The organism is Micromonospora sp. AP08 (assembly GCF_008085935.1).
GTDB lineage: Bacteria > Actinomycetota > Actinomycetes > Mycobacteriales > Micromonosporaceae > Micromonospora > Micromonospora chersina.
Genome location: NZ_VSEZ01000023.1, coordinates 1 through 25,881, shown reverse-complemented (window position 1 = coordinate 25,881; position 25,881 = coordinate 1). Strand labels below are relative to the sequence as shown.

Here is a 25,881-nt window from a genome sequence, read left to right as displayed (position 1 = left end):
GGCCGACCGCGGTCAGCCGGCGACGGGCTCCAGCGCCCGGGCCGGCGCGGGAGCGGCGCGGCCGTCCTGGGCCGCGGTGAGCAGCGGGCGCAGCGACAGGGCCAGCACCGAGGCGGTCAGGCAGCCGCCCACCACGACCGCCACCCAGAGCCGGCCGTGCGCCGCGCCGATCAGCGGGCCCGCGGTGACCGGCCCGATGACCCCGCTGATCCCGAAGATCATCGAGCTCATGGCGTTGTACCGGCCGCGCAGCTCGTCGGTGGCGAGCGCGTTGGTCAGCGCCGGCATCACCGGCGAGAGCATCGTCTCGCCGAACCCGAAGATCGCCGAGCAAACCACCACGCCGAGCGCCGCGAGCAGCGCGTTGCCCGTGCCGATCACGCCGGCCGCGCCGAGGACCAGCCAGGCGGTCGCGAAGACCGCGCCCACCGCGGCGAGCGCGCCCGTCCGGCTGCGCCCCTCCATGCGACGGATCACCAGCAGCTGGGACAGCACGATCATCACGGTGTTGCCGGCGAGCGCCCAGGCCACCACCCGGGGCGACACCTCCACGACCCGCACCGAGTACGCGGCGAAGCCCACCTCGATCTGCGCGTAGCCGCAGGTGGTGAGGACCAGGCCGAAGATGACCAGCCGGCGGAACGGCCGGTCCCGCAGCACGGTGAGGTAGCCCCCGGGTGCCGTTCCGGTGTCCGCCGCCCGGTCCTGGGCCAGCCGGTGCCCCACGTGCGGGAGGCTGAGCAGGATCAGCCCCGGCATCAGGTAGCTCACCGCGTCCAGCACGTAGATGGCCTGGAAGGTGACCGGCCGGGCCACGTCGACCACCGCGCCGGAGATCAGGCCGCCCATGCCGATGCCCAGGTTGAGCAGGGCGAAGTTCAACCCGAACACCCGCTGCCGCTCACCGTCCCCGGTGAGCGAGGCGAGGATGGTGTTCTGACCGGCCCAGATCGCCGAGCTGCCGATGGCGATCAGCGTCATGACGCCGAACGCCGTCGCGGTCGAGTCGACCAGCGCCAGCGAGCCGGTGCCGATCGCCTCGACGGCCAGGCACGGCAGCACCACCCGACGCGCGCCGAACCGGTCGATCAGCGTGCCGCCCAGCGGCGACAGGGCCAGCGTCACGGCGCCGAACCAGCCGATCATCAGGCCGGCCCGGGCGTCGCTCAGGCCGCGCACGTCGGTGAGGTAGATGAAGAGGAAGGGCAGGGTGAGGCCGCGCCCGACGGCCGACAGCAGGGTGCCGATCAGGATCCGACGGGCTTCGGGACGGGCGGGCAGGGCGCGGCGCAGCATGCCTGGATTCTGTTGCCGGGTACGACAGGCGGCGAACGGTTTTCGGGTGGCCCACCTCACCCCGCTGCTCACAGGGTGAGGTGGGTCTCAGCCGACCGGCGTCGGTGTCGGCATCTCCGACCCCTCGACCGTGGCGGCCGACGGGGACTCCTGGATCGTGGTGGCCGACGGTGACCCCTCGGCCGGGGTGGCCGACGGAGTCGTACCCGACGGGGTGGGCACCGGTGAGGTGGACGCGGAGTCCGCGGACGACGGGGTGTCGGCCGCCGGTGCGGTGGAGCCGGCGGGCGCCGACGGCGTGACGGACGGCGTGTCGGTGGGGCTCGGGGTCATGCCGGCGGCCGGCAGCGGGGTCGTAGCGGTCGGGGAGGGCGTGCCGCCGGCCGTCGCCGCGACCGCCGGGTCCTGCCCGATGATCTCCACGATCTGTGCCTTGAACCCCTCCAGGCGGACCTGGATCTCCTGCGGACCGAGCCCCCGGATGTGCTGGCCGAACCGCTCGATCTCCCGCCACAGCGCGGTGATGCGGTCCTTCGTGTCGTCGCTCAGCCCCTCGGGCAGGGTGAACACGAGTTGCGAGGCCACCGCGTACGTCAGGCAGTCCCGGCAGGAGTAGTTCACGGCCGCCGACACGTTCTCCGGCACGATCACGTCGGCGGGCCCGACGACGAGCACCACCTGAAATGAGACCGCCACCGTGCGGCAGTCCCGGCAGCTCGCCAGGGCGTACGCCTCGTTGCGGTTGTCGACGTCGCCCTCGTCCCCGTCGGCCCACACGAGGGCGAACGCCACGTCGTAGACGGTGGAGCCGTCCCGGGTGTTGACCGCCAGGGCCTGGTTGTCACCCGGACCCGGTGCCTCCGGCGGGTTGAACGGGAAGACCCAGGTCGATCGCGGGTGGCCGCCAGCCGCGGGCGAGGCGGGCTCCCGGGGCACCAGGACGAGCGCCAGTCGCTGCTCGCCGGGGCTGGGTGGCGTGGTGGCGCCGGACCAGACGGTGGTCACCGTGCGCCGCTCCCCGACCCGGAGCGTCGGCTTGACCGCCGGCACGGCGGAATGCCGCTGCCCCGTGGGCAGCACGTCGGCGACAGCGCCGCGTTCGTGCTCCTGCACCGGCCGGTACTTCGCCGGGTCCGGCCACCAGGCCCAGACCAGCGCCGCCACCAGCGCGCCGCCGGCCACCACCGCGCCGACGCGATGCAGCCGCCGGCCCGCCGTGGCGCGCCAGACCGAGCGGACGGTCCGCCGCACCAGCCGGACCAGGAGGTACGCCGTGCCGAGCAGGGGCAGGCAGATGGCGAGCACGGACAGCAGCCGGACGCCGATGCTGGGGACGTCCCCGTCCACCCAGTTCGCGACCAGGAGCATGGACTGCCGCTGCAGGCCCTGCCAGGCGGTCGCCATGACCCGGGGCAGGGCCGTCACCATGAGCACCAGTGTGATCAGGAGCAGGGGCACCACGACCAGCACCCACAGGGTCACCACCAACCGGGCCCACGGCTTCAGCACCTTGGATTCCGGGCGGTTCCACCGGGTCGGGAGCAGGCCGAGCAGCGTCGGCTTGATGCGGGCGTAGAGGTCTGGCACCCCCGTCAGGTCCGCCAGGATGTGATAGCCGTCGAAGCGGACGAACGGCGCCAGTTGCCGGAGCATCTGCAGCACCTGGGCCACGATGACGAGCAGCAGCGCGTCCCACCGGGTGACCGCCCAGGTGGCGAAGATCGCCACCGCGACGATCGCGTTGAAGTACAGGCCGCCGAGGTCGACGCGGATCCGGCCCGCCCGTCCCAGGCGGTAGCTGTCGTCGACGTTGGTGTAGAAGGCGGGCCAGACCAGGTACAGGCCCACGCCCATGGTGCCGGGGGTGGCGCCGCCGTACCGGCAGGCCGCGGCGTGCCCGAACTCGTGGAAGCCGGCCGAGACGATGGTGATCGCGAAGACCAGCAGCAGCAGCCCCGGCTTGTCGAACACCTGGTGGGTCGCGGAGGCGAGCCCCTTCTCGAACAGCACCCATCCGGTGGACAGCAGGAAGGCGACCAGGACGAGGGCGACGACCGGTGGGCGGAACAGGGCCGCGAACGGCCGGGTGATCCGTCGGGTCACCCGAGGGTTGGAGACCACGAGACGGAACCGCAGCGCCAGCAGGGGATTGGCCTTTCGCGCCGTCGGCGCGGAGCCGTCGGACCGTGCGATGAGGCCGAGCGGGCGCAGCTTCTGCTCGGTCAGCATGCGGATGTTGTCCGCGGTGACCAGACGGTCGATCCTCCGGCTGACCAGCGCCGCGATCTCCGGGTAGCCGCGCCGGCCGTCCATCGCCTCGAGAACGAGATACAACAGCCGGGTGAGCTGGCAGGTCTGGCCGTCGTCACGCCGTACCAGCCCGGGTGGTTGGCGATACCCGGAGCCCGGCAGTTCGCCCAGCAGTTCCAGTCCCGGCGCGTGGGCCGGCACGACCTCCCGCGGGCCGGACCCGGTGGCCTCGGCGGTGTCCGGCTCCGGTCGGGGACCCCCCGCAGGGCGGAGCACCGTGTCGACGGTGCCCCGCCCCGAAGAGGTGATCGGGTGGGACGGCGAGATGACACTCATCGCGCTACTGGGTGATCTCGGCCTGCTGGTCGGCCGTAGCCCGCGCCGTCACGTCGTCGAGGTGCTGGGTGATGATCGCGTCCTGCTGGGAGATGGCGGTGGCGCTGGAGTCCACCGACGCGACGTTCGCGGAGACGGCGGCGTCGATCGGCGCCGCGACGTTGGCGTTGGCGGCGACCGCGCCGGCGACCGGCGCGGCGAGGTCGGCGTCGAGGGCCACGTTGACGTCGACGTTCAGCAGGTCGCCGTCGAGCATCGACGCCGGGTCGGTCGGGACGGTGACGTCTCCGTCGGTCGTGCCACCGGTGCCGGGGTCGGTGGTGCCGGGGTCGGTGGTGCCCGGGTCCGTGGTGCCCGGGTCGGTCGTGCCGCCGTCGATCACGTCGTTGGACTGGTCTATCGCGCTGTCCTGGGGAGCGGTGGCGATCGCGTGACCGGAGATGGCCTGGTCGATGAGCACGCCCTGGTCGGACAGGGCGGCCGCGGTCGAGCCCGTGGAGAGGATGTTGGCGCCCACAGCGGCGTCGATCGGGGCGGCGACGTTGGCGTTGGCGGCCACCGCGAGGTCGATCGGCGCCGCGAGATCCAGCCCGAGGTCGAGGTCCACGTTGAGGTCGAGGAGAGAGATCACCTCCTTCGTGGGCAGTGCGGTCGCCGCCTCTGCGGCCAACTCGTCCAGGGACAACGGAGTGAGTTCCGGTGTGCTCACGGCCAGCTCCATTTCCGGTACGCGCGTCGCGTGCCACGGTCCTGTCATGACGTACGACCGAGCGCTTCCGGCCTGTCGGGCGCCGCGTGCCGCTCGATCAACGATGCGGATCTCGTTGCCCCGGATATTTGAGCTCAAAACACTCCGGCCGGCCCGGCGACCTGTCGGTGCGGTCTGCCATGCTGGCCCGGTGACCACGACCTGGCGCCACCTCCCCGCATCGGCCCGGGAGATCGCCGAGGCCGCCACGGAGGCCGTGACCGCCGCCGCCGAGCAGGACGATGAGACCTACGGGCCGGCGGTGGAACGGCTCACCTCCGCCGACCGGGCCGGGCTGGTGCTCGGCGGCGTGGTCCGGTTGCTGCTGGAGGAGGGCCACCCGGACGGGCTGGACGGCGACGACGTCCGCCAGGTGCTGGAGCGCTGCGTCCGGTCGAATGCGGCCTGGCGGCCCGACGTCGACCCGCACGTGCTGCTGGTGCTGCTGGCGGGCGCGCTCGGCGTCTACGACCCGGGCGACGACGACGCGCCGCCCGATCCGGCCGCGATCGCCCGGCACGCCCCGCTGCTCGTCGCCGACCTGCTGGCGGCCACCGGACGGCCCCTGGCCGACTACCTGTCGGCGGCGTTCGCCGAGGTCGCCCGCACCGAACTGCACGACTGACCACCGGCGGGGACGGTCACGGGCTGGCGGCCAGGAAGACGAACGCGGCGAGCAGCACCAGGTGCACCCCGCCCTGGAGCACGGTGGCGCGACCCGGCACCACGGTCAGCACGCCGGTCACCGCGGTCAGCGCGAGCAGCGTCATCTGGGTGCCACCGAGGCCCAGCAGCAACGGGCCCTCCAGCCAGATCGAGGCCAGCGCAATGGCCGGGATGGTCAGGCCGATGCTGGCCATGGCCGAACCGAGCGCCAGGTTGAGGCTGATCTGCACCCGGTCCCGGCGGGCCGCCCGGGCGGCGGCGAGGGTCTCCGGCAGCAGCACCAGCAGGGCGATGACCACGCCGACGAACGCCTGCGGCAGGTTCGCCGCCTCGACGCCCGCCTCGATCGCCGGGGAGACGGTCTTCGCGTCGCCGACCACCGCGACCAGCGCCACGACCAGCAGCGCCAGACTGGCCAGGGCGGTACGCGTGGACGGCGGGTCGGCGTGCCCGTCGCCGTCGGCGTCCTCGGGAATGATGCTGCCCTCCTGCGTCACCGGCAGGAAGTAGTCGCGGTGCCGACCGGTCTGCACCATCACGAACAGGCCGTACAGGGCGAGCGAGGCGACCGCCGCGAAGGCGAGCTGTGCGGGGGAGAACTGCGGGCCGGGCCGGCTGGTGAAGGTCGGGACCACCATGCTGAGGGTGGCGAGCGTGGCCACGGTCGCCAGCGCCCCACCCGTACCCTCCGGGTTGAACACCGCCACCCGGCGGCGCAGCGCGCCGAGCAGCAGGGACAGGCCGAGTATCCCGTTGCAGGTGATCATCACGGCGGCGAAGACCGTGTCCCGGGCCAGCGCCTGCGTCTTGTCGCCGCCGCTGATCATCAGCGTGACGATCAGACCGACCTCGATCACGGTGACCGCCACCGCGAGCACCAGCGAGCCGAGCGGCTCGCCCACCTTGTGCGCCACCACCTCGGCGTGGTGCACGGCCGCCAGCACGGCCCCCGCGAGCAGGGCGGCCACCACCAGGATCAGCGGACCGGGCAGGTGCCGGCCCCAGGTGGCCGCGAGCACGAGGACCGCGATCACGGGTAGGACGGTGGTCCAGTCGGTCAGGCGGGATCGGATCTTGGCGGCCATGCCATCAACCTTGCCAGGCGATCGGACCGATCGCCCGTGGCCGGCCGGAGGTGCCGCGGAGCCCTGACCGCAACGGCCCGGGCCTCCGCATCTCCACAGGTCAGCTCACCTCACCGACCGCGCACTTCACCCCACCCGGCGCGTCGAGAATCAACATCGTGCCGCCGCGGGCCGTCTGCCCGCCACCGCCTGATGCCGAGGGCGCGCTCGCGAGTCACTGGCGGCGGACGTACATGCCGAGGACGACGGCGAGGCCCACCATGGCGACGAGGCCGGCCAGGACGATGAGGAGCACCCCGACCAGCAGAAGCGGCGAGAAGAAGGTGTTCCTCACCACCGCCGCGGTGTTGGCGTCGGTGTCGTCGGTGGAGGTGTTGCCGATTCCGGCGGCGGTGGCGCTCGGCGCGCTGGTCGGCGTGGCGCTGGGTCTGCTGGTCGGCGTGGCACTGTGCCTGCCGGTCGGCGTGGCCTTGGGCTTGGTTCCGGCGTTCGGGCTGGTGGTCGCGGCCCGCGGCCTGGTGGTGGCGGGCTTGGGCGCCGCCCCGGACGGGGGTGGCCGGTTCGAGATGTGGACCTCACCACGCGCCGCCGGAGTCCCTCCCTCACAGTGCTGTTCGAACGTGGCGTCGAACGCCTGCACATAGCCCTGGGGGCCGAAGACGGCTTTGCTGATGGTGAAGGAACCGGTCAGCTCGTTGCATCCCCGGCCTTCGCCGCTCAGGTCCAGGCCTGGGCCGGTCCCGTTGAACGGGTGCCGGTGCGCGGCGGTATAGGTGCGCGGGACGAGAACCTGCGTGCCGGGTGCGTCGAAGGTGAGGGTCCACCAGTCGCCGTTGTAGGCGTTCACCGAGATGCTGACCGTGCTGCCGGTCGAGCTGGAGACGGTCAACCCGTCGCCCTTGCCGGTGGAGTACGAGTACGACTTACCTTGGCTGATGTAGTCACCACTGTCCCCCCTGAAACTCAGGGACCCGGTGGAAACCGTCTGCGCCTGGGCCGTGCCGGCCACGAGCAGGCCGCCGACGGCCGCCGTGAGCGACAGGGCAGCGGCCAGGGCACGCCGCCGCCAGAGCACCTTCATGGTCTGTCTCCCCACCGAGCCAACCGGCGCTGCGCACGGTCCAGCCGTCCGAACATGGTCCAAACCAGCACTAGATCAGACTCTCCAGCGAGACCCGGTGTCAAGGGCTCGTGTGAGGTCTTTCGCGTGCCCGCGAGAGCGTTGATCTCCCGGAACGAATCAAGGCCCCTCCGAGGAGGGGCCTTGACCTGCTGTTACCTCTGGTCGGGGTGGCCGGATTCGAACCGACGACCTCTTCGTCCCGAACGAAGCGCGCTACCAAGCTGCGCCACACCCCGAGGCGTGCCGACAAATAGTAGCCCACCCGACCCGATGGTCAAACTCGGTACCCCCCGCGCCGACCGGCGAGGTCAGCGGGGGATCAGGGTGAGGACGCTCGCCTCCGGGGGGCAGGCGAAGCGCACCGGCGCGGTGGGGTGGGTGCCCAGACCGGCCGAGACGTGCAGCCAGGAATCCGAGCCGGGCCAGCGGTGCAGTCCGCGCGCCATCGACCGAGGCAGCCCGCAGTTGGTGACCAGCGCGCCGTAGCCGGGCACGCAGACCTGCCCACCGTGGGTGTGGCCGGCGAGCAGCAGCCCGAAGCCGTCGGCGGCCATCCGGTCCAGCACGGCGGGCTCCGGGGAGTGGGCCAGCGCGATGGAGAGCGCCACGCCCGGGTTGACCGGCCCGGCCACGGCCGGGTAGTCGTCCCGCTCGATGTGCGGGTCGTCCACGCCGACCAGCTCGATCTCCCGGCCGCCGGCCTTGAGGGTGGTCCGCGCGTTGTTGAGGTCCACCCAGCCGGCGCCCGTGAAGACGTCGCGCAGCTCCTCGTACGGCAGCGGCACGCCCTCGGTGTACTCCCGGTCGGGCAGGAAGTAGGTGAACGGGTTCTTCAGGACCGGCCCGGTGTAGTCGTTGGAGCCGAAGACGAAGGCGCCGGGCAGGTCGAGCAGCGGTTGCAGGGCGCGCAGCACGCCCGGCACGGCGTCCGGGTGGGCCATGTTGTCCCCGGTCACCACCACCAGGTCGGGGTCGAGGGCGGCCAGCGAGGCCACCCAGTCCTGCTTGCGCCGCTGGTCGGGCATCATGTGCAGGTCCGACAGGTGCAGCACGCGCAGCGGCTCGGCGTCGGTCGGGAGCACCGGCACGTCGTACCGGCGCAGGGTGAACATGTTGCGCTCGATGAGCGACGCGTAGGCCAGGGTGGCCGCCCCAGCGGCGACGGTCCCGGCCGCGAGCCGGAATAGTGTGCGCTTTCGCATGGCGTTCAGGGTAGTTTGACCGTCCATGAGCACGCTGAAGGACCGTCTCACCGCCGACATGCGCGCCGCTCTCAAGGCGCGCGACGAGCTGACCACCTCCACCCTGCGGATGGCCCTCGCGGCCGTCGGCACCGCCGAGGTCGCCGGGAAGGAGAAGCGCGAGCTCAGCGACGACGAGGTGCTCGCCGTGCTGACCAAGGAGGCGAAGAAGCGGCGCGAGGCGGCCACCGCCTTCGCCGACGCGGGTCGCACCGAGCAGGCCGGCAAGGAGACCGCCGAGGGTGAGGTGCTGGAGCGCTACCTGCCGAAGCAGCTCTCCGACGACGAGCTGGCCGAGCTGGTCTCGGGGGCGCTGGCCGCGGGCGGCTTCACCGGCAAGGCTCAGATGGGCCCGGCCATGAAGGCGGCCCAGGCTGCGGTGGCGGGTCGGGCCGAGGGCGGCCGGGTCGCCGCGGAGGTACGCCGGCAGCTCGGTCTCTGACCGCCCGGGTACGACGAAGCGGGCGGGCACCCACCAGGGGTGCCCGCCCGCTGTCGTCTGTTCGGGTCAGCCGCGTGGCCGGCCCGGTTTGGTGGGACCGGCCGGCGGCGGAACCACGGGGCCCGTGCCGGTGCCGGGCTTCGGCTGGCCGCCGCCGGCGCTGACCTCGATGGTCACCACGCCGCCCTTGATGGTGCGCCCGTCCGGGCTGGTGCCCGCCGCCATGCCGGCCTCGCACTCTGACGGGACCTTCTGGCTGGCCACAACCGGCTCGAAGCCGGCGCCGCGCAGCCGCGACTTGGCGGTCTCGATGGACTCGCACTTCACCCCTGGAATCGCGCGCTGGTCACCCTCGATGATCTTCCCGCTCGGCGGGGTGAAGTTGATCCGCTCCTTGCCGATCATGGCGTCGCGCAGCGTCTGGTAGACCGCCGGGTTGATGCCCCACGGCACCTCGTTGTGCTTCATCTTCTGGGTGGTCTGCGGCCAGTCCGGGTCGGCCTCGATGCCGGCCACCGCGTACTGCTTGGTCATGGCGACCAGCGCGGAGGTCTTGTCCCCGTCGGTGGTGCCGGACTTGCCGGCCACCGGCGCGTTGACGATCCCGCGGACGTTGCCCGCGGTGCCGTTCTTGCACTTCGAGGTCGACGAGTGGTCACCCAACGGGCAGCGAGCCGCATCCACGGCGGCCCGGGCCACCTCGGTGCTGATCCGCTGCTCGCAGTGCGGGTTGGCGATGTCCAGCTTGTCGCCGTCCGGGCCGCGGATCTCCTGCACCGGGATCGGCTCGCACCACTTGCCGTCCGCGGCCAGGGTGGCGTACGCGTTGGCCAGTTCCAGCGGGGTCGTCTGCGAGACGCCCAGCGTGAACGCGCCCCACTGGTGTGCGGCGTCCTTGTTGGCGGCGTAGCTGGCATCATTCGAGGCCCGGAAGGTGATGCCGAGCTTCTGCGCGGCCTTCACCACGTTCTCCGCGCCGACCCGCTGCTGGAGCTCCACGAAGAAGGTGTTGACCGAAGCGCCGAAGGCGCTCCACATGTTGTGCACGCCGGCCATCGACTTCGCGGCGTTCTGCGGGCAGTAGAAGTGCGTACCCGGGCAGGCGGCCGGATTGCCGGTGTCGATGATGTACTCCGACTTGAACTGCGGCTGCGCGTTGATGGTGTAGCTGAGCGGGTAGCCCTTCTCCAGAGCCGCCACCAGCGTGAAGATCTTGAAGGTCGAGCCGGCCTGGTAGCCGGTGATGCCGGCGCCGCCGCTGATCAGGGGGTTCACCGTGTTCGGCCGGTTGCCCCGGATGTTCTTCTTGGCCTTCTTCGGGTCGCTGGAGATCTTGTTCTGCGGGTGGTTGGGGTCGTCGAGCTTGAAGTTCCGGTTGACCGCGATGGCGCGGACCCGCCCGCTGCCCGGTTCGATGGCGGCCACCATCCGGGCGGCCGTCGCGTCCTCGCTCAGTTGGTTGCGGACGGCCTTGTCGGCGCCCCTCTGCGCCTGCACGTCGAGGGTGGTGGTGATGGTGTAGCCGCCGCTCTTCAGCCGCCGCTCCCGGTCGTAGGAGGTGGAGCCGAAGGTCTCCTGCTGGAGCCACCAGCGGTAGAAGTAGTCGCAGAAGAAGCCCCAGGAGCGGGTGTTGGTGGCGACGCAGCCGTTCGGGGTGCGCTTCTTCGCCACCTTGAGCTTGATCTTCTTGGCCTGGTCGGCCTGCTCCTGGGTGATGGCGCCGATCTGCACCATGTTGTTGATGACGTAGTCGCGCCGGTCGACCGCCTGGGGGTAGCCGATCGGGGTGGTGGGGTCGAACGCGGTGGGCGCCTTCACCATGCCGGCCAGCAGGGCCGACTCCTGGATGTCGAGCTTGCTCGGCGGCTTGTTGAAGTAGACCTGGCTGGCGGCGTAGATGCCGTACGCGCCGTTGCCGAAGGCGGCGATGTTCAGGTAGCGCCGCAGGATCTCGTCCTTGGAGAGTTCCTTGTCGATCTGGAGCGCGTAGCGCATCTCGCGGAGCTTGCGGGCGCTGGTGTCCTCGGTCGCGGCGACCACGTCGGCCGGGTGGGTGGCCGAGTAGGAGATGGCCAGCCGGACGTACTGCATGGTGAGCGTCGACGCGCCCTGCCGCTGGGCGCCGGCCTGGTTGTTGACGAACGCCCGGGCCACGCCGTTGAGGTCCACGCCGTTGTGCTTGTAGAAGTCGTGGTCCTCGGCCGCGATGATGGCCTTCTGCATGATCGGCGAGATGTCCTTGAGTTCCACGTCGCGCCGGTTCTCGTCGTACATCGTGGCCAGCGGGGTCTTGCCGTCGGAGGCCAGCAGGTAGGTGATCTGCGGGGCCCGGGCCACCGTCAGTTCCTTGGGCAGCGCGCCGAAGGTCTCGGCTCCCGCCTTGGCGGCAAGTCCGGACATCGCCACCGCGGGGAAGGCCGCCGCCGCGACCACCACGCCGGCCAACAGGCCACAGATGAGTAGCGATGCGGCGTTGGTCAGCACGTTGTGGTCACGTTTCCGCATCCAGGTCACCTCGACAGGGTACGCGAGTAGGGAACGAGGGGCGCGCGGGGAACTTTCCCCATTTCCTGCGCGCGCCGACCTCGTTGTGCTAAACGCACGAACCCCGGTGCGTGGTTGCGTAAAACCTGGCAGAAGTCTCCTCCGAACGGGGGAGTGCCGCAGCGTTTTCCCGTACTCGGGCCGGGTAGACGGCGGGCGAAAGCCCGGGAAGCCGGGAGTGTCCGGAATGATGGATTTCGCCGACAACGTTGCGTAATCAGGCGACTACACAGCATGATGGTGGCGGCGACAGCAGCCACACGTCGTCCGTGCCGCCCTGGGGAGGCCGGCCCGGACGACCGGGGGGAATTCGACGGCTGGTCGCGCGAAGTCGGTAGGTACTGCAAGGGGGGACGTGTACAGATGGGCATGATCACTGACTGGCCGTCACTGGCGGCGTGTCAGAACGGGGACCCGGACGCGTTGTTCGTACAGGGCGCCGAACAGAACGTGGCGAAAAGGATCTGCCGGAGCTGCCCAGTTCGGTACGAGTGCCTGGCCGACGCGCTCGACAACCGGATCGAGTTCGGCGTGTGGGGTGGCATGACCGAACGCGAGCGCCGGGCGCTGCTGCGCCGTCACCCGCAGGTGACCAGCTGGCGCAAGATGTTCGAGGCGGCCATGAAGAAGAACGCCAAGGAGAAGGCCGGTCGGGACAAGGTCCTCGTGACCACGGCCAACTGACCGGCGCGCCGGCCGGCGGTGCTCACCGCCGGCTGATCGCCTCGCCGATCGTCCGCAGCCCGTCGACGTCGTGCACGTCGGCGGGCTGCGCCGTCACCGACACCGCCGGCACCTCCGGGAACGCCTCGGTGAACCGGGCCGCCACCCGCTGCTCGCGTGCCGCCTGCTCGGCCAGCGCGGCGTGCGCCCGCAGCACCTCGGCGGTGCTCTCGTGCCCGCCCGCGCCGGCCAGCCGCTCCGCGGCGGCCAGGCTGTCCGCCGCGGACAGGTCCGGCACGGCCGGCCGGTGCACCCGGTTGAGCACCAGGCCGGCCAGCGGCATCCGCTCGGAGCGCAGCCGGCCGGCGAAGTAGGCCGCCTCCCGGACCGCGTCCGGCTCCGGCGCCGCGACCAGCAGGAACGCCGTCTCCCGGGCCTGGAGGATGCGGTACGTCTGCTCGGCCCGCTGCCGGAAACCGCCGAACATCGAGTCCAGGGCGGCGACGAAGCCGGACAGGTCGGTGAGCAGCTGCGCGCCGAGCACCTTCTGCACCACCTTCGAGAACATCCCGAAGCTGGCCGTCACGAAGCTGAACATGCTCCGCCCGCCGCTGCGGGCGGGGGCGAGCAGGAGCCGCAGCATCCGGCCGTCGAGGAAGCGGGAGAGCCGGGCCGGCGCGTCCAGGAAGTCCAGCGCCGAACGGGACGGGGGGGTGTCCACCACGATGAGGTCCCACTCGCCCCGGGCGTGCAACTGGCCGAGCTTCTCCATCGCCATGTACTCCTGCGTGCCGGCGAAGGTCGAGCTCATGGCCTGGTAGAAGGGGTTCGAGAAGATCTCCGCGGCCTTCGCCGGATCGGTGTGCTGGAGCACCACGTCGTCGAAGGTGCGCTTCATGTCGAGCATCATGGCGTGCAACTGGCCGCCGCTGTCCTCGACGTCGATCCCCTTGACCTGACGCGGGGTGTTGTCCAGCTCGGTCAGGCCGAGCGACTGGGCCAGCCGGCGGGCCGGGTCGATGGTGAGCACCACCGTGCGCCGGCCGTGCCGCTCGGCCGCCCGCAGCGCCAGCGCCGCCGCGGTGGTCGTCTTGCCCACTCCGCCCGCCCCGCAGCAGACCACGATCCGCACGCCGGGATCGGCGAGGATCTGGTCGAGGTCCAGCGGTGGCGCCGCGTCTTCGGAAGGCACCAATCGAGCGTATCGGTCTCGAGGGTCTCTCTGCTCCGTGCCGGCCGCAGGTGTGAGTCAATCCGCCCGGACGAGCGTCTCCGCCAGCGTCTCGAGCCCCGCCCGGTCGACCCCGGCGGGCAGCAGCGGCACCTCGGTCAGGGGCAGGCCCAGCTCCACCAGGTCGGCGCGGAGCGAATCCTCCAGCTCCCGGCGGACGTGCTGGTCGCGGGCCTCGGCGGCGAGGCCGGACACGGTCCGGGCGTCGGTCGGCAGGCCCGCGGCGGCCAGCCCGCGCTTCAGCTCGGCGGCGGTCACCGGCCCGCCGGTCGGCACCGGGGGACGGGCCCCGTTGACGATCACCCGGCCGATCGGGAAGCCCAGCTTGGTCAGCTCGGCGATCGCGTCGACGGTCTCCTGGACCGGCATCTCCTCCAGCAGCGTGACCACGTGCACGGCGGTCATCGGCGAACGGAGCAGCGCGGAAACCCCCTCGCTCTGGGTCTTGATGGGGCCCACCTTGGCCAGCCGCGCGGTCTCCGCGGTGACGTTGAGGAAGCGGCCGATCCGCCCGGTCGGCGGCGCGTCCAGCACCACGGCGTCGTACACCCGGCGCTGTCCGCTGGTCCGGGTGGTCGCCTCCTTGACCTTGCCGGTGAGCAGCACGTCCCGCAGGCCCGGGGCGATGGTGGTGGCGAAGTCGATGGCGCCCAGCTTGCGCAACGCCCGCCCGGCGGCGCCGAGCTTGTAGAACATGTCCAGGTACTCGAGGAGCGCCTCCTCGGCGTCGACCGCCAGGGCGCGCACCTCGCCGCCGCCCGGCGCGTCGGCCAGGTGCCGTTCCTCGTAGGGCAGCGGGTCGGTGCCGAAGAGCTGGGCGATGCCCTGCCGCCCCTCCACCTCGACCAGCAGGGTGCGCCGGCCGCCGGCGGCCAGCCCGAGGGCCAGCGCCGCCGCCACGCTGGTCTTGCCCGTGCCGCCCTTGCCGGTCACCACGTGCAGGCGGGCCGGCCATCTGCCGGCGGATTCGGCCGGCTGCTCAGTCGCTGCCACCCGTCGAGCCTATCCAGCCGCCGGGATCAGGCGACCTCGCAGACCCACCAACCCGTCTTCCGCACCACGGTGAAGCGCAGCTCCTGGTCGGCCACCTTCTCGTCGGCGGTGGTCATGGTGACCTTCGTGCTGACCGTGGCCCGGTCCCCGGTCTGGTTGTCCACCTTCGGGGTGGTCCACCGGAACCGCGGGTTCTGGTACTGCCCGGCGTACTTCCGCACCTCGTCGACCTTGGCGGCGATCTTGCCGTCGTCGCGGGACGCGGAGCAGACGAAGGTGGCCGCCTTGCGGGCGTCCCGGTCCTGGTAGACCGCGGTGAGGAAGCCGTCCACCGCGACCGTCGGCTCCTTGGCGCCCTGGCCGTCCTCGGCCTGGCGCAGGGTGAGGAACGCGGCCGTGCCGCCGCCACCGCAGAGCAGGATCGCCGCGCCCAGCACGATCGAGGCGATCAACAGGCCGCGCCGCTTCTTCGGGGCCGCCGGCTGCGGGTACGGCGGGTAGCCGGGTGCCGGCGGAGGCAGGGCCCCGGGGGCCGGGGTGGCGCCGGCGGGCGGCTCCTGGTGGGCGGGACCTCCGGGCGAGCCGGCGGCGCCACCGATGGGCGGTTGGGTCATGTGTTCCCCCGGAGTGCGGCGCCGTCGCCGCCCCAGGCGACGGACACGTGATCGAGCGTGGCGGGCGAACGCGGGCGCTCGTCCAGACCGGAAGGGTAGCGGTCGGCGGGCGGCTTGCCAGCCCCACGTCCGCCGCGCCACGCCACATCGGACGTGAAGCCGCCGTCGCATTCCGGAGCAGCAATGTGTCGCATATGTGACTGGAGGTGACCGGCCGTGCGCGTCCCGTTGCTGGGACTCCGCGCAGGTCCTACGTTCGTCGCGACGCGGGGGCCGGACCGGGCAGGGGTTCCGAGCCGGATGGTGGTGACTGTGAACAGGTACGAGGCCCGGAGGCAGCGGATGCGCGACGCGGAGAACATTCCCCGAGCCCAGTTCTCCCCCGGTGAGCGGGCGGGACGGCCCGGCGAAGCCGAGGTGCCCGGCACGGGAGTGCCGTTCAACGAGCGGTCCTACCGGCCGCCGGCCGAGGTCCTCCGCAGCCTGGTCCGGCGGGGCGGGCGGGGTCGGGACGAGGACGAGCCCGGCTACGTCATCCACCTGCCGGTGCGGGTCCCCGACCTGACGGCGGCCACCGCGCTCGCCGGCACCGTGGCCACCTCGCTCGGCTTCCTCAGCGAACTCGACGCCGGCGAGACGACGGTCTCCACGGCCGACGACCAGAACAACCGGCACCGGGTCTTCTGCGACCTGCTGCTGCCCGACCGCACCCGGTGCCCCCAGCGGTACGACCACGAGGGCCCCTGCGGCGAGCCGTCCGGTACGCCCGAGCAGCGTCCCGGGTCCCCGTAGCAGCGCCGGACCGTAGGCTGTGCCTGACCGCAGTCCATGCCAGGCAAGGGAGCCTTGACTCGATGCAGAAGTGGGAATACGCCACGGTCCCGTTGCTGGTCCACGCGACCAAGCAGATCCTCGACAACTGGGGCGAGGACGGCTGGGAGCTGGTCTCCGTGGTTCCCGGCCCGAACCCGGAGCAGCTCGTCGCCTACCTGAAGCGCCCGAAGGGTGCCGGCGCATGAGCAACGGACCGCACGCGAAGCTCGCGGAACTCGGCCTGACCCTGCCCGAGGTGACGGCGCCGCTGGCCAGCTACGTGCCGGCCGTCCAGTCCGGGCAGCACGTCTACGTCTCCGGCCAGCTCCCGCTCGCCGAGGGCAAGCTGCTCGCCACCGGCAAGGTCGGCAACGGCGTCTCCGCCGAGCAGGCGAAGGACCTGGCGCAGCGCTGCGCGCTCAACGCGCTCGCCGCCGTCGACTCGCTGGTCGGCCTGGAGAACGTCGTCAAGATCGTGAAGCTGACCGGTTTCGTGGCGAGCGCGCCCGGCTTCACCGGCCAGCCCGGTGTGGTCAACGGCGCCTCCGAGCTGTTCGGCGCCGTCTTCGGCGAGGCCGGCCGGCACGCCCGCAGCGCGGTGGGCGTGGCCGAACTGCCCCTCGACGCCCCCGTCGAGGTCGAGGTCATCGTCGAGGTGGCCTGACGCTCCGTACCCGCGATCTTGCGGACGCCGTACGGGCAGACAGCCCGCAGGGGGACATAACGCCTGACGGAGCCGCAAGATCGCGGGGAGTGGCGGGCGGGGTCGTACGATCGCTGCCATGGGTGGGCGTGTGACCGGAGCCGCAGCGGCGCTCGCGGACGAGCTGCCGGAGTGGGTGACGCTGGTGCGTGCCCCCAACCCGGGGCCGATGACGCTCGACGGCACGAACAGCTGGGTGCTGCGCGCACCGGGCGCGTCGCACGCCGTGGTGGTCGACCCCGGCCCGGCCGACGAGGAGCACCTGGCCGCACTCACCGCGCACGGCCCGGTCGGCTTCGTGCTGATCACCCACGGGCACGCCGACCACACCGAGGGCGCGCCCCGGCTCAGCGCGCTGCTGGGCGGCGCGCCGGTCCTCGCCGTCGACCCGGCGCACACCGTGGGCGGCGCGCCGCTGACCCCGGACACCGCGCTCGACGCCGGCCTGGAGATCCGCCCGCTGGCCACCCCCGGGCACACCGCCGACTCGGTCTGCTTCCTGGTCGGACACGGCGACGAGCGGGTCGTGCTCACCGGCGACACCATCCTGGGGCGGGGCACCACGGTGGTCGCCCACCCGGACGGGCACCTCGGCGACTACCTGTCGAGCCTGGAGCTGCTCACCACGTACCGGGGGATCCCGGCGCTGCCGGGGCACGGCCCGGCGCTGGCCGACTGCGGCGCGGCGGCCGAGTTCTACCTGGCCCACCGGCGCGCCCGGCTCGACCAGGTCCGGGCGGCGGTCGCCGCCGGCGCGACCACCGCGCCCGAGGTGGTCGAGCGGGTCTACGCGGACGTCGACCGGTCGCTGTGGTGGGCGGCCGAATGGTCGGTCCGGGCCCAGCTGGAGTACCTCGGCGTGACCGCCCGGGAATCCGGCGCCGGGGGTGCGGAGTTGGAGCAACCGTGACCTGCCCGGTGTGTGGCACCGTCGCCGTACCCGGCGCGCGGTTCTGCCACAACTGCGGGGCCGCGCTGCCGGCCGCCGCCACGCTGCCCGCCGCCGAGCGGCGGGTGGTCACCGTGCTCTTCGGCGACCTCTCCGACTTCACCTCCTGGTCCGAGGACCTCGACCCGGAACGGGTCGGCGCGGTCACCGACCGGGTGCTGGCCGCCCTGGCCGGCGCGGTCAAGACCTTCGGCGGGCACGTCGACAAGCTCACCGGCGACGGGATCATGGCGGTCTTCGGCGCGCCCGTGGCGCACGAGGACGACGCCGAGCGGGCCGTCCGGGCCGCGCTCTCCATGCAGCGGGCGGTCCGCCGGGTGCTCGACGACGAGCGGGGCGGCGGCGCGCCGCTCGGCCTGCGGGTCGGGCTGAACACCGGCGACGTGATCGCCGGCATCCAGGCCGCCATCGAATACACGGTCATCGGCGACACGGTGAACACCGCCGCCCGGCTGGCCGACGCCGCGGCCGTGGGCGCGGTCTACGCCGGGGCGCGCACCTCCGCCGCCACCCGGCACGTCGCCTCCTGGCGGGCGCTGCGCCCGCTGCGGCTCAAGGGCAAGCGCGAGCCGGTCGAGGCGTACGAGCTGCTCGGCCTGCTGGACGCGCCGGGCACCCGGTCCGGCCTCGGCGACGAGGCGCCCTTCGTGGGCCGGGAGACCGAGATCGGCCGGGTCGCCGGCCGGCTCGCCGAGGTGATCGACCGGAGCGAGCCGCGGGTGCTGCTGATGACCGCCGAGGCGGGGATCGGCAAGTCCCGGTTCGCCGCCGAGGTGGAGCGCCTCGCCGCGGGCTACGACGTCGGCGCCGGCCGGTACGCCGCGCACACCGGCGCCCGGGTCCTCTCCGTCCGCTGCGCCGCGTTCGGCGAGCGGCGGCGGCTCGCCCCCCTCGCCGACCTCGTCCGGGCGGCGGTCGGCCTGCCCAACGACGCTGCCACCGCGCTCACCCGGCCGGCCGTCGAGGAGCGGCTGCGCCGCCTCGGGCAGCGCCTCGGCCGGCTCCCCGGCGACACGCCCCCGCTCGCCGTGGAGCAGCTCCTGGCCCTGCTCGGGTACGCCGAGCTCCCCGCCGCCGCCGAGAACGGCGAGTGGAACGCCGCCTCCCCGCCGCCGGACGCCGAGGCGGTGCCCAACGCGGTCGCCGAGCTGCTCAGCGCGCTCGCCCGGGAGGCGCCGCTGGTGATCGTGGTGGACGACCTGCACGACGCCACCGCCGAGACGATCAAGGCGCTCGCGCTGACCCTCAACCGGCTCAGCGGTCCGGTGCTGGTGCTGCTGCTCGGCCGGCCGGAGCTGGTGCGGACCGCCGGCGCGCTGACCCGGGTCGCGGACGCCGAGGTGCACGGGCTGCCCCCGCTGCGCGGCGCCGACGCCTCCCGCCTGCTCACCAGCTATCTGAGCGGCGGCAAGCTGTCGCCGGCCGACGCGGACCGGCTGCTCGCCACCGCCCAGGGCAACCCGTTCTACCTGGCCGAGCTGGTCACCCTGCTCATGGAGCGCGGAGCCCTGACCGCCGGCCCGGGGCGGGACGCCAACGTCGGCTGGCGGCTGGCACCCGGCTCGCTGGGCAGCCGGCTGCTCTCCCGGGACCTGGCGGCCGTGCTCGCCGCGCGTATCGACGCGCTGCCGCCGGACGCCCGCTCGGTGCTGCGGGACGCCGCGGTGGTCGGCGACACGGTGCCGGGCGGCACGCTGGAGGCGCTGCGCGAGCAGCGCGTCGGGCGGGACGGCCGGCCCGCCGCGGTGGCCGCGGTCGAGCTGGACCGGGCCGTGGAGGAACTGCTGCAACGCCGGATGCTGCACCGCACCCGCACCGGGTTCGCCTTCGCCACCCCGCTCATGCGGGAGGCCGCGTACGCCGGGGTGAGCAAGGCCGAGCTGGCCGACCGGCACGCCGCGCTGGCCCGCTGGGCCGCCCCCGAGAGCGCCGACGGCAACGGCAACCCGCCGGGCGGGTTCACCGAGGCCGCCCGGGACGACTTCGTCGCCGAGCACGTCGAGCGGGCCGCCGCGCTCGCCGACGCGGTCAAGCTCCGCCCGGACGCGCCGGCCCGGGCCGTGGTCCCGCTGGGCGTGGCCGCGCTGGGCCGGGCCGCCCGCCGCGCGCTGCGGTCAGGGGAGCCGGCGCTGGCCGTCGAGTACGCCGAACGCGCCGCCGAACTGGCCCGCGACGGGATGCCGCTGGCCGACCGGGTGGTGCACGCCCGGGCGCTGCTCCAGATCGGCCGCCCGACCGACGCGCTCGCCTTCGCCGAGAAGATCGCCGCCAACGCCGGGGACGCGGCGGCCACCCGCACCAGCGCCCTGCTGCTGGCCGGCCAGGCCCACCAGACGCTGGGCGACGCCGACCGGGCCGAGCGCAGCTGGCAGGAGGCGTTGCAGGTGGCCACCGCCGCCAACCTGCCCACCATGCGCGCCTCGGCCATGCGCCGGCTCGGCATGGCCGACTTCATCGCCGGCCGGCTGGGCCAGGCGAGCAGCCGGCTGGCCGCCTCCTACCAGGTCAGCCTCGCCGCCAAGGATCCGCGCGGGCAGGCCTGGTCGTTGCAGAACCTGGCCTGGGTGACGACCACCCGGGGCGACTTCGCCGGCACCGACGCGGTGCTCGGCCGGGCCGCCCGGCTCTTCGCCGAGCTGAAGGACCCGTACGGGCGGGCCTGGCTGCGCGGGACCACCGCGTTCGCCCGGCTGCTCGCCGGCCGGCTCCGCGAGGCGTGCCGGATGGCGCAGGTGTTCCTGCCGTTCGGCGAGCGGGTCGGCGAGGCGTGGGCCGTGGGCACGCTCCGCGCCGTCGAGGCGTACGCCACCGCCGAGCTGGGTGAGCTGGGCGAGGCGGACCGGGCGGCACGCCGGGCGTACCGGGAGTTCGCCGAGGTCGGCGACGACTGGGGGCAGGGCTTCGCGCTGGTCGTGCGCGGGGTGGTGGCGCGCGGGCTGGGCGAGCCGGAGCACGCCGCCGACCTGCTCACCGACGCCCTCGCATACGCCGATCGCACCGCGCACCCGCTGCTCACCGGGATGGCCGGCACGCTGCGCGGCTTCGTGGCGCTGGACATGGGCGACGCCGGGACCGCCGAGCGGGAGGCCCGGTCGGTGCTGACCAGTGTGGAGCCGCACAATCCGCAGGCCCCGGCCCAGGTGGCGCCGCGGGTGCTGCTCGCCTTGGCCCGGCTTGCCGCCGGCGACCCGGCGACCGCCGTGGGGCTGCTCGCTCCGGTCGCCACCGCCGCCGCCAACACCCCGTCGCTGCTCTTCTCCCGCCGGCAGACCATGGCCCGGTACGCGTCCGCGCTGCTCGCTCACGGCCAGCGGGAGCAGGCGCTGGACTGGGCGCAGCGGGCGGTGTCCGCCCCGGCCGAGGACGTGCGCAGCCAGGTCGTCGCGCGGATGGTGCTGGCCGAGGCGCTCTCCGCGTGCGGCCGCCCGGCCGAGGCGCTGGCCAGCGCCGAGGAGGCGGTGCGGCTGGCGTACGCCACCGAGCAGCGCAGTGAACGGGCCTTCGCCGACGCGCTCCGCGATCGCCTCGCCGGGCACTGATCCGCCCCCAGTTCTGCCGGTTCCGGGGATGTTTCCGGCGGAGGAGGCGGTTAGCGTGGGGGCGACGGCCGTCCGCGTCGACGGCCGCGGGTTGGGGAGGAACGGATGAGGCTGCCGCGCTCCGGCGCCGGCTGGACGATCGCGGTCTTCGGGATCCTGGCGCTGCTGCTCGGCGCCCTGGGGCTGATCTGGCCGGAGACGCAGCTGCGCCTGCTCGGCTTCGAGGTGCCGGCCGAACGCGCGCCCGGCGACTACACCGGCACGTTCCTCACCGCGTCCTCGATGGCCTCGTTCAACATGGGGGTCTACTACCTGCTCGCGGTGGCCACCGAGTGGCGGCCGTTCTACCGGTTCACCGTCTGGTTCCGCCTGGTCACCTTCACCGTCTTCAGCATCGCGGTGCTCTCCGACGTCGCGCCGGACCGGTTCCTCGGGGTGGCCGCCTGGGAGGGCCTGGGCGCTGTCGCGACCGCCGTGGGCCTGTGGTGGGATGCCCGCCGGGCGGCCACCGGACCGGCCGGGCCGGGTGCGGCGGACGACAGCGCCCCGGGCGCGGTGCCGGCGACCGACGCGGTGCACTGAGCGACCGGAACAGTTGGGTATTTTCGAGCCGTGACCGAGACCCCGCCCGGCGCCCTGCGGCTGCCCATCGTGCCCGGTCTGACCGACCTGGAGGTCTTCGCCCGGGGTGGCTACGCCACCGTCTACCGGGCCACGCAGATCTCGGTGGGGCGCGAGGTCGCCGTCAAGGTGGAGAACCGGACGCTGGCCAGCGAGCGGGACCAGGCGCGCTTCCTGCGTGAGGCGCGGGCCGCCGGCAAGATGTCCTCCCATCCGCACGTGGTGGACCTCTTCGACGTCGGGGTCACCGTCGACCAGCACCCCTACCTGATCATGGAGCTCTGCGACGGCTCGTACGCGGAGCGGATGCGCCGGCGCCCGTTGGGCGCGGTGGAGGCCCGCGACCTCGGCGTGAAGATCGCCGACGCGCTGGCCCACTCGCACGCGGCCGGGGTGCTGCACCGGGACGTCAAGCCGGCGAACATCCTCTACTCGCACTTCAACCCGGCGGTGCTGGCCGACTTCGGGCTGGCCGTGCTGGCCGAGGTGCGCGACGCCTCGGTCACCCTGGAGGTGCTCACCCCGGCGTACGCGCCGCCGGAGATGTTCAGCCACAGCCCGCCCAGCCCGGCCGTCGACGTCTACGCGCTCTGCGCCACCCTCTACGCGGTGATGCACGGCCGCCCGCCGCGCTGGCAGTCCGAGCGCAACCCGAGCCTGGTCACCGTGCTGGAGATGTTCCAGCAGCCGATTCCCGGCCTGCCGGGCGTGCCCGACGAGCTGATCGACGTGCTGCGGCTCGGCATGGCGAACGACCCGGGCGAGCGCCCCTCCGCCGTCGAGCTGCGCGGCCTGCTCGCGTCGCTCCCGCTGGGCCCGGGCGCCGCACCGGTGAGTGGCGCGCCCTACCCGGGGGCCCCGGTCAGCGGCGGTCCGACCACCGGCGGCCACCCGCTGCCCCGCAGCGGCCAGCCGAGCCCGCGCCCGCCGTCGGAGGACACCCACCCGACCGTGCCGACCCGCGGCCGGCGCTGGCCCCGGCGCTGGTTCCTCGGCGGTGCGGGGGTGCTCGCGCTCGCCGCCTCGGCCAGCGCCGGGGCCTGGCTCGCCGGCGGTGCGCCGCCCGTGGTGTCGCCGACGCCGGTGGCCAGCGGTGCCGCCGAGTCGTCCGGGGCGAAGGTGCTGCCCGGCTGCGCAACGGGCGACGTCCGGCTGCCGGCGGGCGTCCACTGCGCGTCCGAACTGGAGTGTTACGGCCCGGTCCGGCTGCGCCGCGACCGGGCCGAGGCGACCCGGGTCCCATGCGACGGCCGGCACACCTGGGAGACCTACGCGGAGGGCGACCTGCCGGCCGCGCTGGCGGGTGCGGGCCACGACGCGGTGGTGGCCGACCCGGCCGTCCAGCAGGTCTGCAACGTCAGCACGTTCCGGCTGGTCAGCGGCATCCGGCAGGCGACCGGCTGGAACCTGGAGGTGCTGCCGCCGGCCGGCACGGCGCTGGACCGCACCTACCGGTGCCTGGCGGGCCGGGGCGTGGACGCGCTCGCCGTGCCCACCCTCACCGGTCGCTGACGCCGTTCGCCGCCCGCTGTTCCCGCACGGCCCGGGGATCGAGCGTGGCCAGGGTGTCGGCGTCCATCGGGTAGGCGCCGCCGGACGCCCGCAGGTCGCGGACCGCCCGCGGATCGAGCGTTTCCAGGGTGTCGGCGTCGCCCGCGTAGCCGCCGGTGGGCGTGCGGAGTTGCCGCACGGCCCGGGGGTCGATCGCCTCGAGGGTGTCGGCGTCCACTCCGTACCCGGCGGGGGCCGGCCACTCCTCGGTCGGGGCGTGGGCGCGGGGAGGGGCCTGGCGGGCGGCGGTCACCGTCACCCCGGCGACCATGCCGAGCAGGACACAGATCAGGGCCAGCACCACCGACAGGATGCCGGCGGGGCGCCACACCACCAACGTGACCAGCGCCGCGACCGCCGCCAGCGATGCGACGGCGGCCTTGACCCGCGCATCGGGCTTCGGGAACGAACTCACCCGACAAGCATGGCCCAGCGCGTCGACCTGTCAACCGCCGGGCTGGGATGGCTTCCCGTCAGAAGTGTTTCCTCCCTGGTCACCCTCCCACCTGGAGGGCAGAAAGCGTCGATCAAGAAAAATTCGTTACATCAATCGGCAATCTGTCGCTTCTGCCCGCGTTTGACGGGCGGCTTTGGTTGGCCTTGATCCCTAAAGTGACGGGGGTCGAGGTCTCCTCGACGGACCCCGTTCCCCACCGGAAGGCAGCCACATGCCACGTGCAACCCGGTCCCTCACCGCAACAGGGATCGCCGGCCTCGTCCTCGCCGGATCGGCGTTCGCGCCCGCCGCGGCCGCGGCCCGCACGCCGCAGCCACCGACGCACGACCGGACCAGCGCCGCCGAGGCGCGCCGGGTCGACCGCGTGCCGACGCCGAAGCTCGACTGGTACGCCTGCTACGACTACGCCGAGTGCGCCACGGTCCGGCTCCCGCTGGACTACGACAACCCCAAGGGCGCCACCACCGAGGTGGCGGTGCTCCGGGTCAAGGCCCGCGACCAGCAGCACAAGGTCGGCAGCCTGTTCCTCAACCCGGGCGGCCCGGGCGGCTCCGGCACCAGCATCGCGCTCGCCGCGCCCTATTTCCTCGGCGACGACCTGCTCGACCGCTTCGACATCGTCGGCGTCGACCCGCGCGGCGTCGCCGCCAGCGACAACGTGAAGTGCTTCCCGTCGGTGAAGGAGCAGACCCGGGCGTACGCCGGGCTGAACGTCGCCTTCCCGTACACGAAGGCCGAGGAGAAGGCGTACGTCGCGGCGTCCAAGGCGGTCGGCAGGGGCTGTTCGACCACGGGCCGGCCGCTGACCGGTGCGGCGTCCACCGCCGAGGTGGCCCGCGACATGGACGTGCTGCGCCGCGCGGTCGGCGACAAGAAGCTCAGCTACCTGGGCTTCAGCTACGGCACCGCGCTGGGGCAGTACTACGCCAACATGTTCCCGGACCGGTTCCGCGCCCTCGTGGTCGACGGCGTGCTCAACCCGAACGCCTGGGTCGGCCAGGGCGGGGCCCGCAACCAGCTCCAGGAGACCCGGCTGCGCAGCGCCGACGGCGCGTACCGCGCGCTGCACGAGATCCTGGTGCGGTGCGCCAAGGCCGGTGCCGAGAAGTGCGCGCTGGCGTCCGGCGGCGACCCGGTCGCCGCGTACGAGACGGTGGCGCAGCGGCTGCGCAAGAAGCCGCTCGTGGTGGACGACCCGGACCTCGGGCAGTTCACCGTGAGCTACGCCGACTTCGTCAGCGCCACCCTCGGCAACCTGTACGACCCGAACGGCTGGCAGTACATCGTGGAGCTCACCGGTGAGCTGCTGGTGCTGACCGACCCGGCCGCGGCCGCGCCGGCCCGGGCGCAGGCGCGCACCGAGGTGGCCCGCCGGGCTGCCCAGGCCCGCCAGCAGCGCGGGTACGACTTCCCGTACGACAACGGGCTGGAGACGTTCCTGACGGTGGACTGCACCGACGCGTACCACCCGAAGAGCGCGGACGCCTGGCCGGCGCTGTCGGCCAGGGAGGACAAGCGGGCGCCGTACTTCGGCCGGGCCTGGGCCTGGGGCGCCGCGCCCTGTGCCCGCAACACGTGGACGGTGCGCGACGAGGACGCCTGGACCGGCCCGTTCGACCGGACCACCGCCGCGCCCGTGCTGGTGGTCGGCAACTACTGGGACCCGGCGACCAACTACCAGGGCGCGGTCAGCTCGGCCCGGCTGCTGCCGAACAGCCGGCTGCTGAGCAGCGACAGCTGGGGGCACACCGCCTACGGCACGTCGGCCTGCGTGACCGGCGCGGTCGACGCGTACCTGCTCAGGGGGACGCTGCCGGCCAGGGGCACGCTCTGCACCGGTGACGCCCAGCCGTTCCAGGACGAGCCGGCGGCCACCCGGGCGGCGGCGTCGAAGAGTGACCTGGCCCGGGCCGGTGAGCCCGGCCGTGGCGAGCCGAAGCGGCTGCCGCCGGTGGTCGCGCCGCTGCCGGCGGTCGGCACGCTGACCGTCCGCTGAGGGACCCCCGGGGTACGGCG

Annotated in this window: 21 protein-coding genes, 1 tRNA gene and 1 pseudogene; 11 read left to right on the top strand and 12 right to left on the bottom strand. The window is 73.4% G+C overall.

All coding sequences use genetic code 11. From position 1 onward, the window contains the following. Positions 1 to 12 precede the first annotated feature (12 nt). From FXF50_RS26845 to FXF50_RS26835, 3 genes are all read right to left on the bottom strand, one after another. Positions 13 to 1,296 (bottom strand): MFS transporter, encoded by a 1,284-nt coding sequence (locus FXF50_RS26845; protein WP_148431718.1) that lies wholly within the window; start codon positions 1,294 to 1,296, stop codon positions 13 to 15. 87 nt (positions 1,297 to 1,383) lie between these two features. Further along, a complete protein-coding gene (locus tag FXF50_RS29475) occupies positions 1,384 to 3,822 on the bottom strand; it encodes a hypothetical protein (protein WP_222866109.1) in 2,439 nt (812 codons plus the stop codon). 64 nt (positions 3,823 to 3,886) lie between these two features. Continuing rightward, the gene (locus FXF50_RS26835) at positions 3,887 to 4,591 is read right to left on the bottom strand and encodes a hypothetical protein (RefSeq protein WP_222866108.1); all 705 of its coding nucleotides are present in this window, start codon (positions 4,589 to 4,591) and stop codon (positions 3,887 to 3,889) included. Positions 4,592 to 4,781: 190 nt separating this feature from the next. Here FXF50_RS26835 and FXF50_RS26830 point away from each other — a divergent pair, with 190 nt between their 5' ends. After that, entirely contained in the window at positions 4,782 to 5,255 is a 474-nt protein-coding gene (locus FXF50_RS26830; RefSeq protein ID WP_187399837.1) for a hypothetical protein, read from the top strand. Positions 5,256 to 5,271: 16 nt separating this feature from the next. On the opposite strand, the gene FXF50_RS26825 is transcribed toward FXF50_RS26830, so the two are convergent. From FXF50_RS26825 to FXF50_RS26810, 4 genes are all read right to left on the bottom strand, one after another. Beyond that, positions 5,272 to 6,381: a calcium:proton antiporter gene (locus tag FXF50_RS26825; protein WP_148431716.1), complete on the bottom strand. Its 1,110-nt coding sequence runs from the start codon at positions 6,379 to 6,381 to the stop codon at positions 5,272 to 5,274. A gap of 214 nt (positions 6,382 to 6,595) precedes the next feature. Continuing rightward, positions 6,596 to 7,462 carry a hypothetical protein gene (locus FXF50_RS26820; protein ID WP_148431715.1) on the bottom strand — a complete coding sequence of 289 codons (867 nt, stop codon included), beginning with the start codon at positions 7,460 to 7,462 and terminating at the stop codon, positions 6,596 to 6,598. Between the two features lie 201 nt (positions 7,463 to 7,663). After that, positions 7,664 to 7,740, bottom strand: a tRNA-Pro gene (locus FXF50_RS26815). A gap of 72 nt (positions 7,741 to 7,812) precedes the next feature. Next, positions 7,813 to 8,706: a metallophosphoesterase gene (locus tag FXF50_RS26810; protein ID WP_148431714.1), complete on the bottom strand. Its 894-nt coding sequence runs from the start codon at positions 8,704 to 8,706 to the stop codon at positions 7,813 to 7,815. A 25-nt stretch (positions 8,707 to 8,731) separates the two neighbouring features. Between FXF50_RS26810 and FXF50_RS26805 the strand changes: the two genes are divergently transcribed. Further along, positions 8,732 to 9,187, top strand: a complete 456-nt coding sequence (locus FXF50_RS26805) for a GatB/YqeY domain-containing protein (protein ID WP_148431713.1) — start codon at positions 8,732 to 8,734, stop codon at positions 9,185 to 9,187. Positions 9,188 to 9,253: 66 nt separating this feature from the next. Here the strand turns inward: FXF50_RS26805 and FXF50_RS26800 are convergent, their stop codons facing one another. Beyond that, positions 9,254 to 11,692: a transglycosylase domain-containing protein gene (locus FXF50_RS26800; protein ID WP_148431712.1), complete on the bottom strand. Its 2,439-nt coding sequence runs from the start codon at positions 11,690 to 11,692 to the stop codon at positions 9,254 to 9,256. A gap of 402 nt (positions 11,693 to 12,094) precedes the next feature. On the opposite strand from FXF50_RS26800, the gene FXF50_RS26795 reads away from it, so the two are divergent. Then, positions 12,095 to 12,415, top strand: a complete 321-nt coding sequence (locus tag FXF50_RS26795) for a WhiB family transcriptional regulator (protein ID WP_091266889.1) — start codon at positions 12,095 to 12,097, stop codon at positions 12,413 to 12,415. A gap of 22 nt (positions 12,416 to 12,437) precedes the next feature. On the opposite strand, the gene FXF50_RS26790 is transcribed toward FXF50_RS26795, so the two are convergent. The 3 genes from FXF50_RS26790 to FXF50_RS26780 are packed head-to-tail and all read right to left on the bottom strand — an operon-like array spanning position 12,438 to position 15,232. Beyond that, complete coding sequence (locus FXF50_RS26790; RefSeq protein WP_187399836.1) at positions 12,438 to 13,589, bottom strand: ArsA-related P-loop ATPase; 1,152 nt, start codon at positions 13,587 to 13,589, stop codon at positions 12,438 to 12,440. Positions 13,590 to 13,643: 54 nt separating this feature from the next. Beyond that, entirely contained in the window at positions 13,644 to 14,618 is a 975-nt protein-coding gene (locus FXF50_RS26785; RefSeq protein ID WP_148431710.1) for an ArsA-related P-loop ATPase, read from the bottom strand. Between the two features lie 26 nt (positions 14,619 to 14,644). Then, on the bottom strand, positions 14,645 to 15,232 hold the full coding sequence (locus tag FXF50_RS26780; RefSeq protein ID WP_148431709.1) for a hypothetical protein: 588 nt from the start codon (positions 15,230 to 15,232) through the stop codon (positions 14,645 to 14,647). Between the two features lie 342 nt (positions 15,233 to 15,574). Here FXF50_RS26780 and FXF50_RS26775 point away from each other — a divergent pair. From FXF50_RS26775 to FXF50_RS26745, 7 genes and pseudogenes are all read left to right on the top strand, one after another. Next, positions 15,575 to 16,040, top strand: a pseudogene (locus FXF50_RS26775) (hypothetical protein). 46 nt (positions 16,041 to 16,086) lie between these two features. Beyond that, positions 16,087 to 16,251: a DUF4177 domain-containing protein gene (locus tag FXF50_RS26770; RefSeq protein ID WP_091316921.1), complete on the top strand. Its 165-nt coding sequence runs from the start codon at positions 16,087 to 16,089 to the stop codon at positions 16,249 to 16,251. Beyond that, positions 16,248 to 16,709 carry a RidA family protein gene (locus FXF50_RS26765; protein ID WP_148431708.1) on the top strand — a complete coding sequence of 154 codons (462 nt, stop codon included), beginning with the start codon at positions 16,248 to 16,250 and terminating at the stop codon, positions 16,707 to 16,709. Before FXF50_RS26770 ends, FXF50_RS26765 begins: the two co-directional genes overlap by 4 nt. A 118-nt stretch (positions 16,710 to 16,827) precedes the next feature. Then, positions 16,828 to 17,658 carry an MBL fold metallo-hydrolase gene (locus FXF50_RS26760; RefSeq protein ID WP_148431707.1) on the top strand — a complete coding sequence of 277 codons (831 nt, stop codon included), beginning with the start codon at positions 16,828 to 16,830 and terminating at the stop codon, positions 17,656 to 17,658. After that, on the top strand, positions 17,655 to 21,236 hold the full coding sequence (locus tag FXF50_RS26755) for an adenylate/guanylate cyclase domain-containing protein (RefSeq protein ID WP_148431706.1): 3,582 nt from the start codon (positions 17,655 to 17,657) through the stop codon (positions 21,234 to 21,236). Before FXF50_RS26760 ends, FXF50_RS26755 begins: the two co-directional genes overlap by 4 nt. A 105-nt stretch (positions 21,237 to 21,341) precedes the next feature. Then, entirely contained in the window at positions 21,342 to 21,818 is a 477-nt protein-coding gene (locus tag FXF50_RS26750; protein WP_148431705.1) for a hypothetical protein, read from the top strand. A gap of 30 nt (positions 21,819 to 21,848) precedes the next feature. Continuing rightward, positions 21,849 to 23,369: a serine/threonine-protein kinase gene (locus FXF50_RS26745; protein ID WP_148431704.1), complete on the top strand. Its 1,521-nt coding sequence runs from the start codon at positions 21,849 to 21,851 to the stop codon at positions 23,367 to 23,369. On the opposite strand, the gene FXF50_RS26740 is transcribed toward FXF50_RS26745, so the two are convergent. Continuing rightward, positions 23,356 to 23,823, bottom strand: a complete 468-nt coding sequence (locus tag FXF50_RS26740; RefSeq protein ID WP_148431703.1) for a hypothetical protein — start codon at positions 23,821 to 23,823, stop codon at positions 23,356 to 23,358. The two genes, FXF50_RS26745 and FXF50_RS26740, sit on opposite strands and share 14 nt — an antisense overlap. A 253-nt stretch (positions 23,824 to 24,076) precedes the next feature. On the opposite strand from FXF50_RS26740, the gene FXF50_RS26735 reads away from it, so the two are divergent. Further along, on the top strand, positions 24,077 to 25,861 hold the full coding sequence (locus tag FXF50_RS26735) for an alpha/beta hydrolase (protein WP_148431702.1): 1,785 nt from the start codon (positions 24,077 to 24,079) through the stop codon (positions 25,859 to 25,861). Positions 25,862 to 25,881: the final 20 nt, after the last annotated feature.

Bases quoted from the DNA above. Each gene is read 5' to 3' on its own strand.
- FXF50_RS26825 (WP_148431716.1), bottom strand. From the start codon at position 6,381: ATGGCCGCCAAGATCCGATCCCGCCTGACCGACTGGACCACCGTCCTA.
- FXF50_RS26765 (WP_148431708.1), top strand. From the start codon at position 16,248: ATGAGCAACGGACCGCACGCGAAGCTCGCGGAACTCGGCCTGACCCTG.
- FXF50_RS26750 (WP_148431705.1), top strand. From the start codon at position 21,342: ATGAGGCTGCCGCGCTCCGGCGCCGGCTGGACGATCGCGGTCTTCGGG.
- FXF50_RS26795 (WP_091266889.1), top strand. From the start codon at position 12,095: ATGGGCATGATCACTGACTGGCCGTCACTGGCGGCGTGTCAGAACGGG.
- FXF50_RS26735 (WP_148431702.1), top strand. From the start codon at position 24,077: ATGCCACGTGCAACCCGGTCCCTCACCGCAACAGGGATCGCCGGCCTC.
- FXF50_RS26770 (WP_091316921.1), top strand. From the start codon at position 16,087: ATGCAGAAGTGGGAATACGCCACGGTCCCGTTGCTGGTCCACGCGACC.
- FXF50_RS26780 (WP_148431709.1), bottom strand. From the start codon at position 15,232: ATGACCCAACCGCCCATCGGTGGCGCCGCCGGCTCGCCCGGAGGTCCC.
- FXF50_RS26760 (WP_148431707.1), top strand. From the start codon at position 16,828: ATGGGTGGGCGTGTGACCGGAGCCGCAGCGGCGCTCGCGGACGAGCTG.
- FXF50_RS26800 (WP_148431712.1), bottom strand. From the start codon at position 11,692: ATGCGGAAACGTGACCACAACGTGCTGACCAACGCCGCATCGCTACTC.
- FXF50_RS26805 (WP_148431713.1), top strand. From the start codon at position 8,732: ATGAGCACGCTGAAGGACCGTCTCACCGCCGACATGCGCGCCGCTCTC.
- FXF50_RS26820 (WP_148431715.1), bottom strand. From the start codon at position 7,462: ATGAAGGTGCTCTGGCGGCGGCGTGCCCTGGCCGCTGCCCTGTCGCTC.
- FXF50_RS26810 (WP_148431714.1), bottom strand. From the start codon at position 8,706: ATGCGAAAGCGCACACTATTCCGGCTCGCGGCCGGGACCGTCGCCGCT.
- FXF50_RS26845 (WP_148431718.1), bottom strand. From the start codon at position 1,296: ATGCTGCGCCGCGCCCTGCCCGCCCGTCCCGAAGCCCGTCGGATCCTG.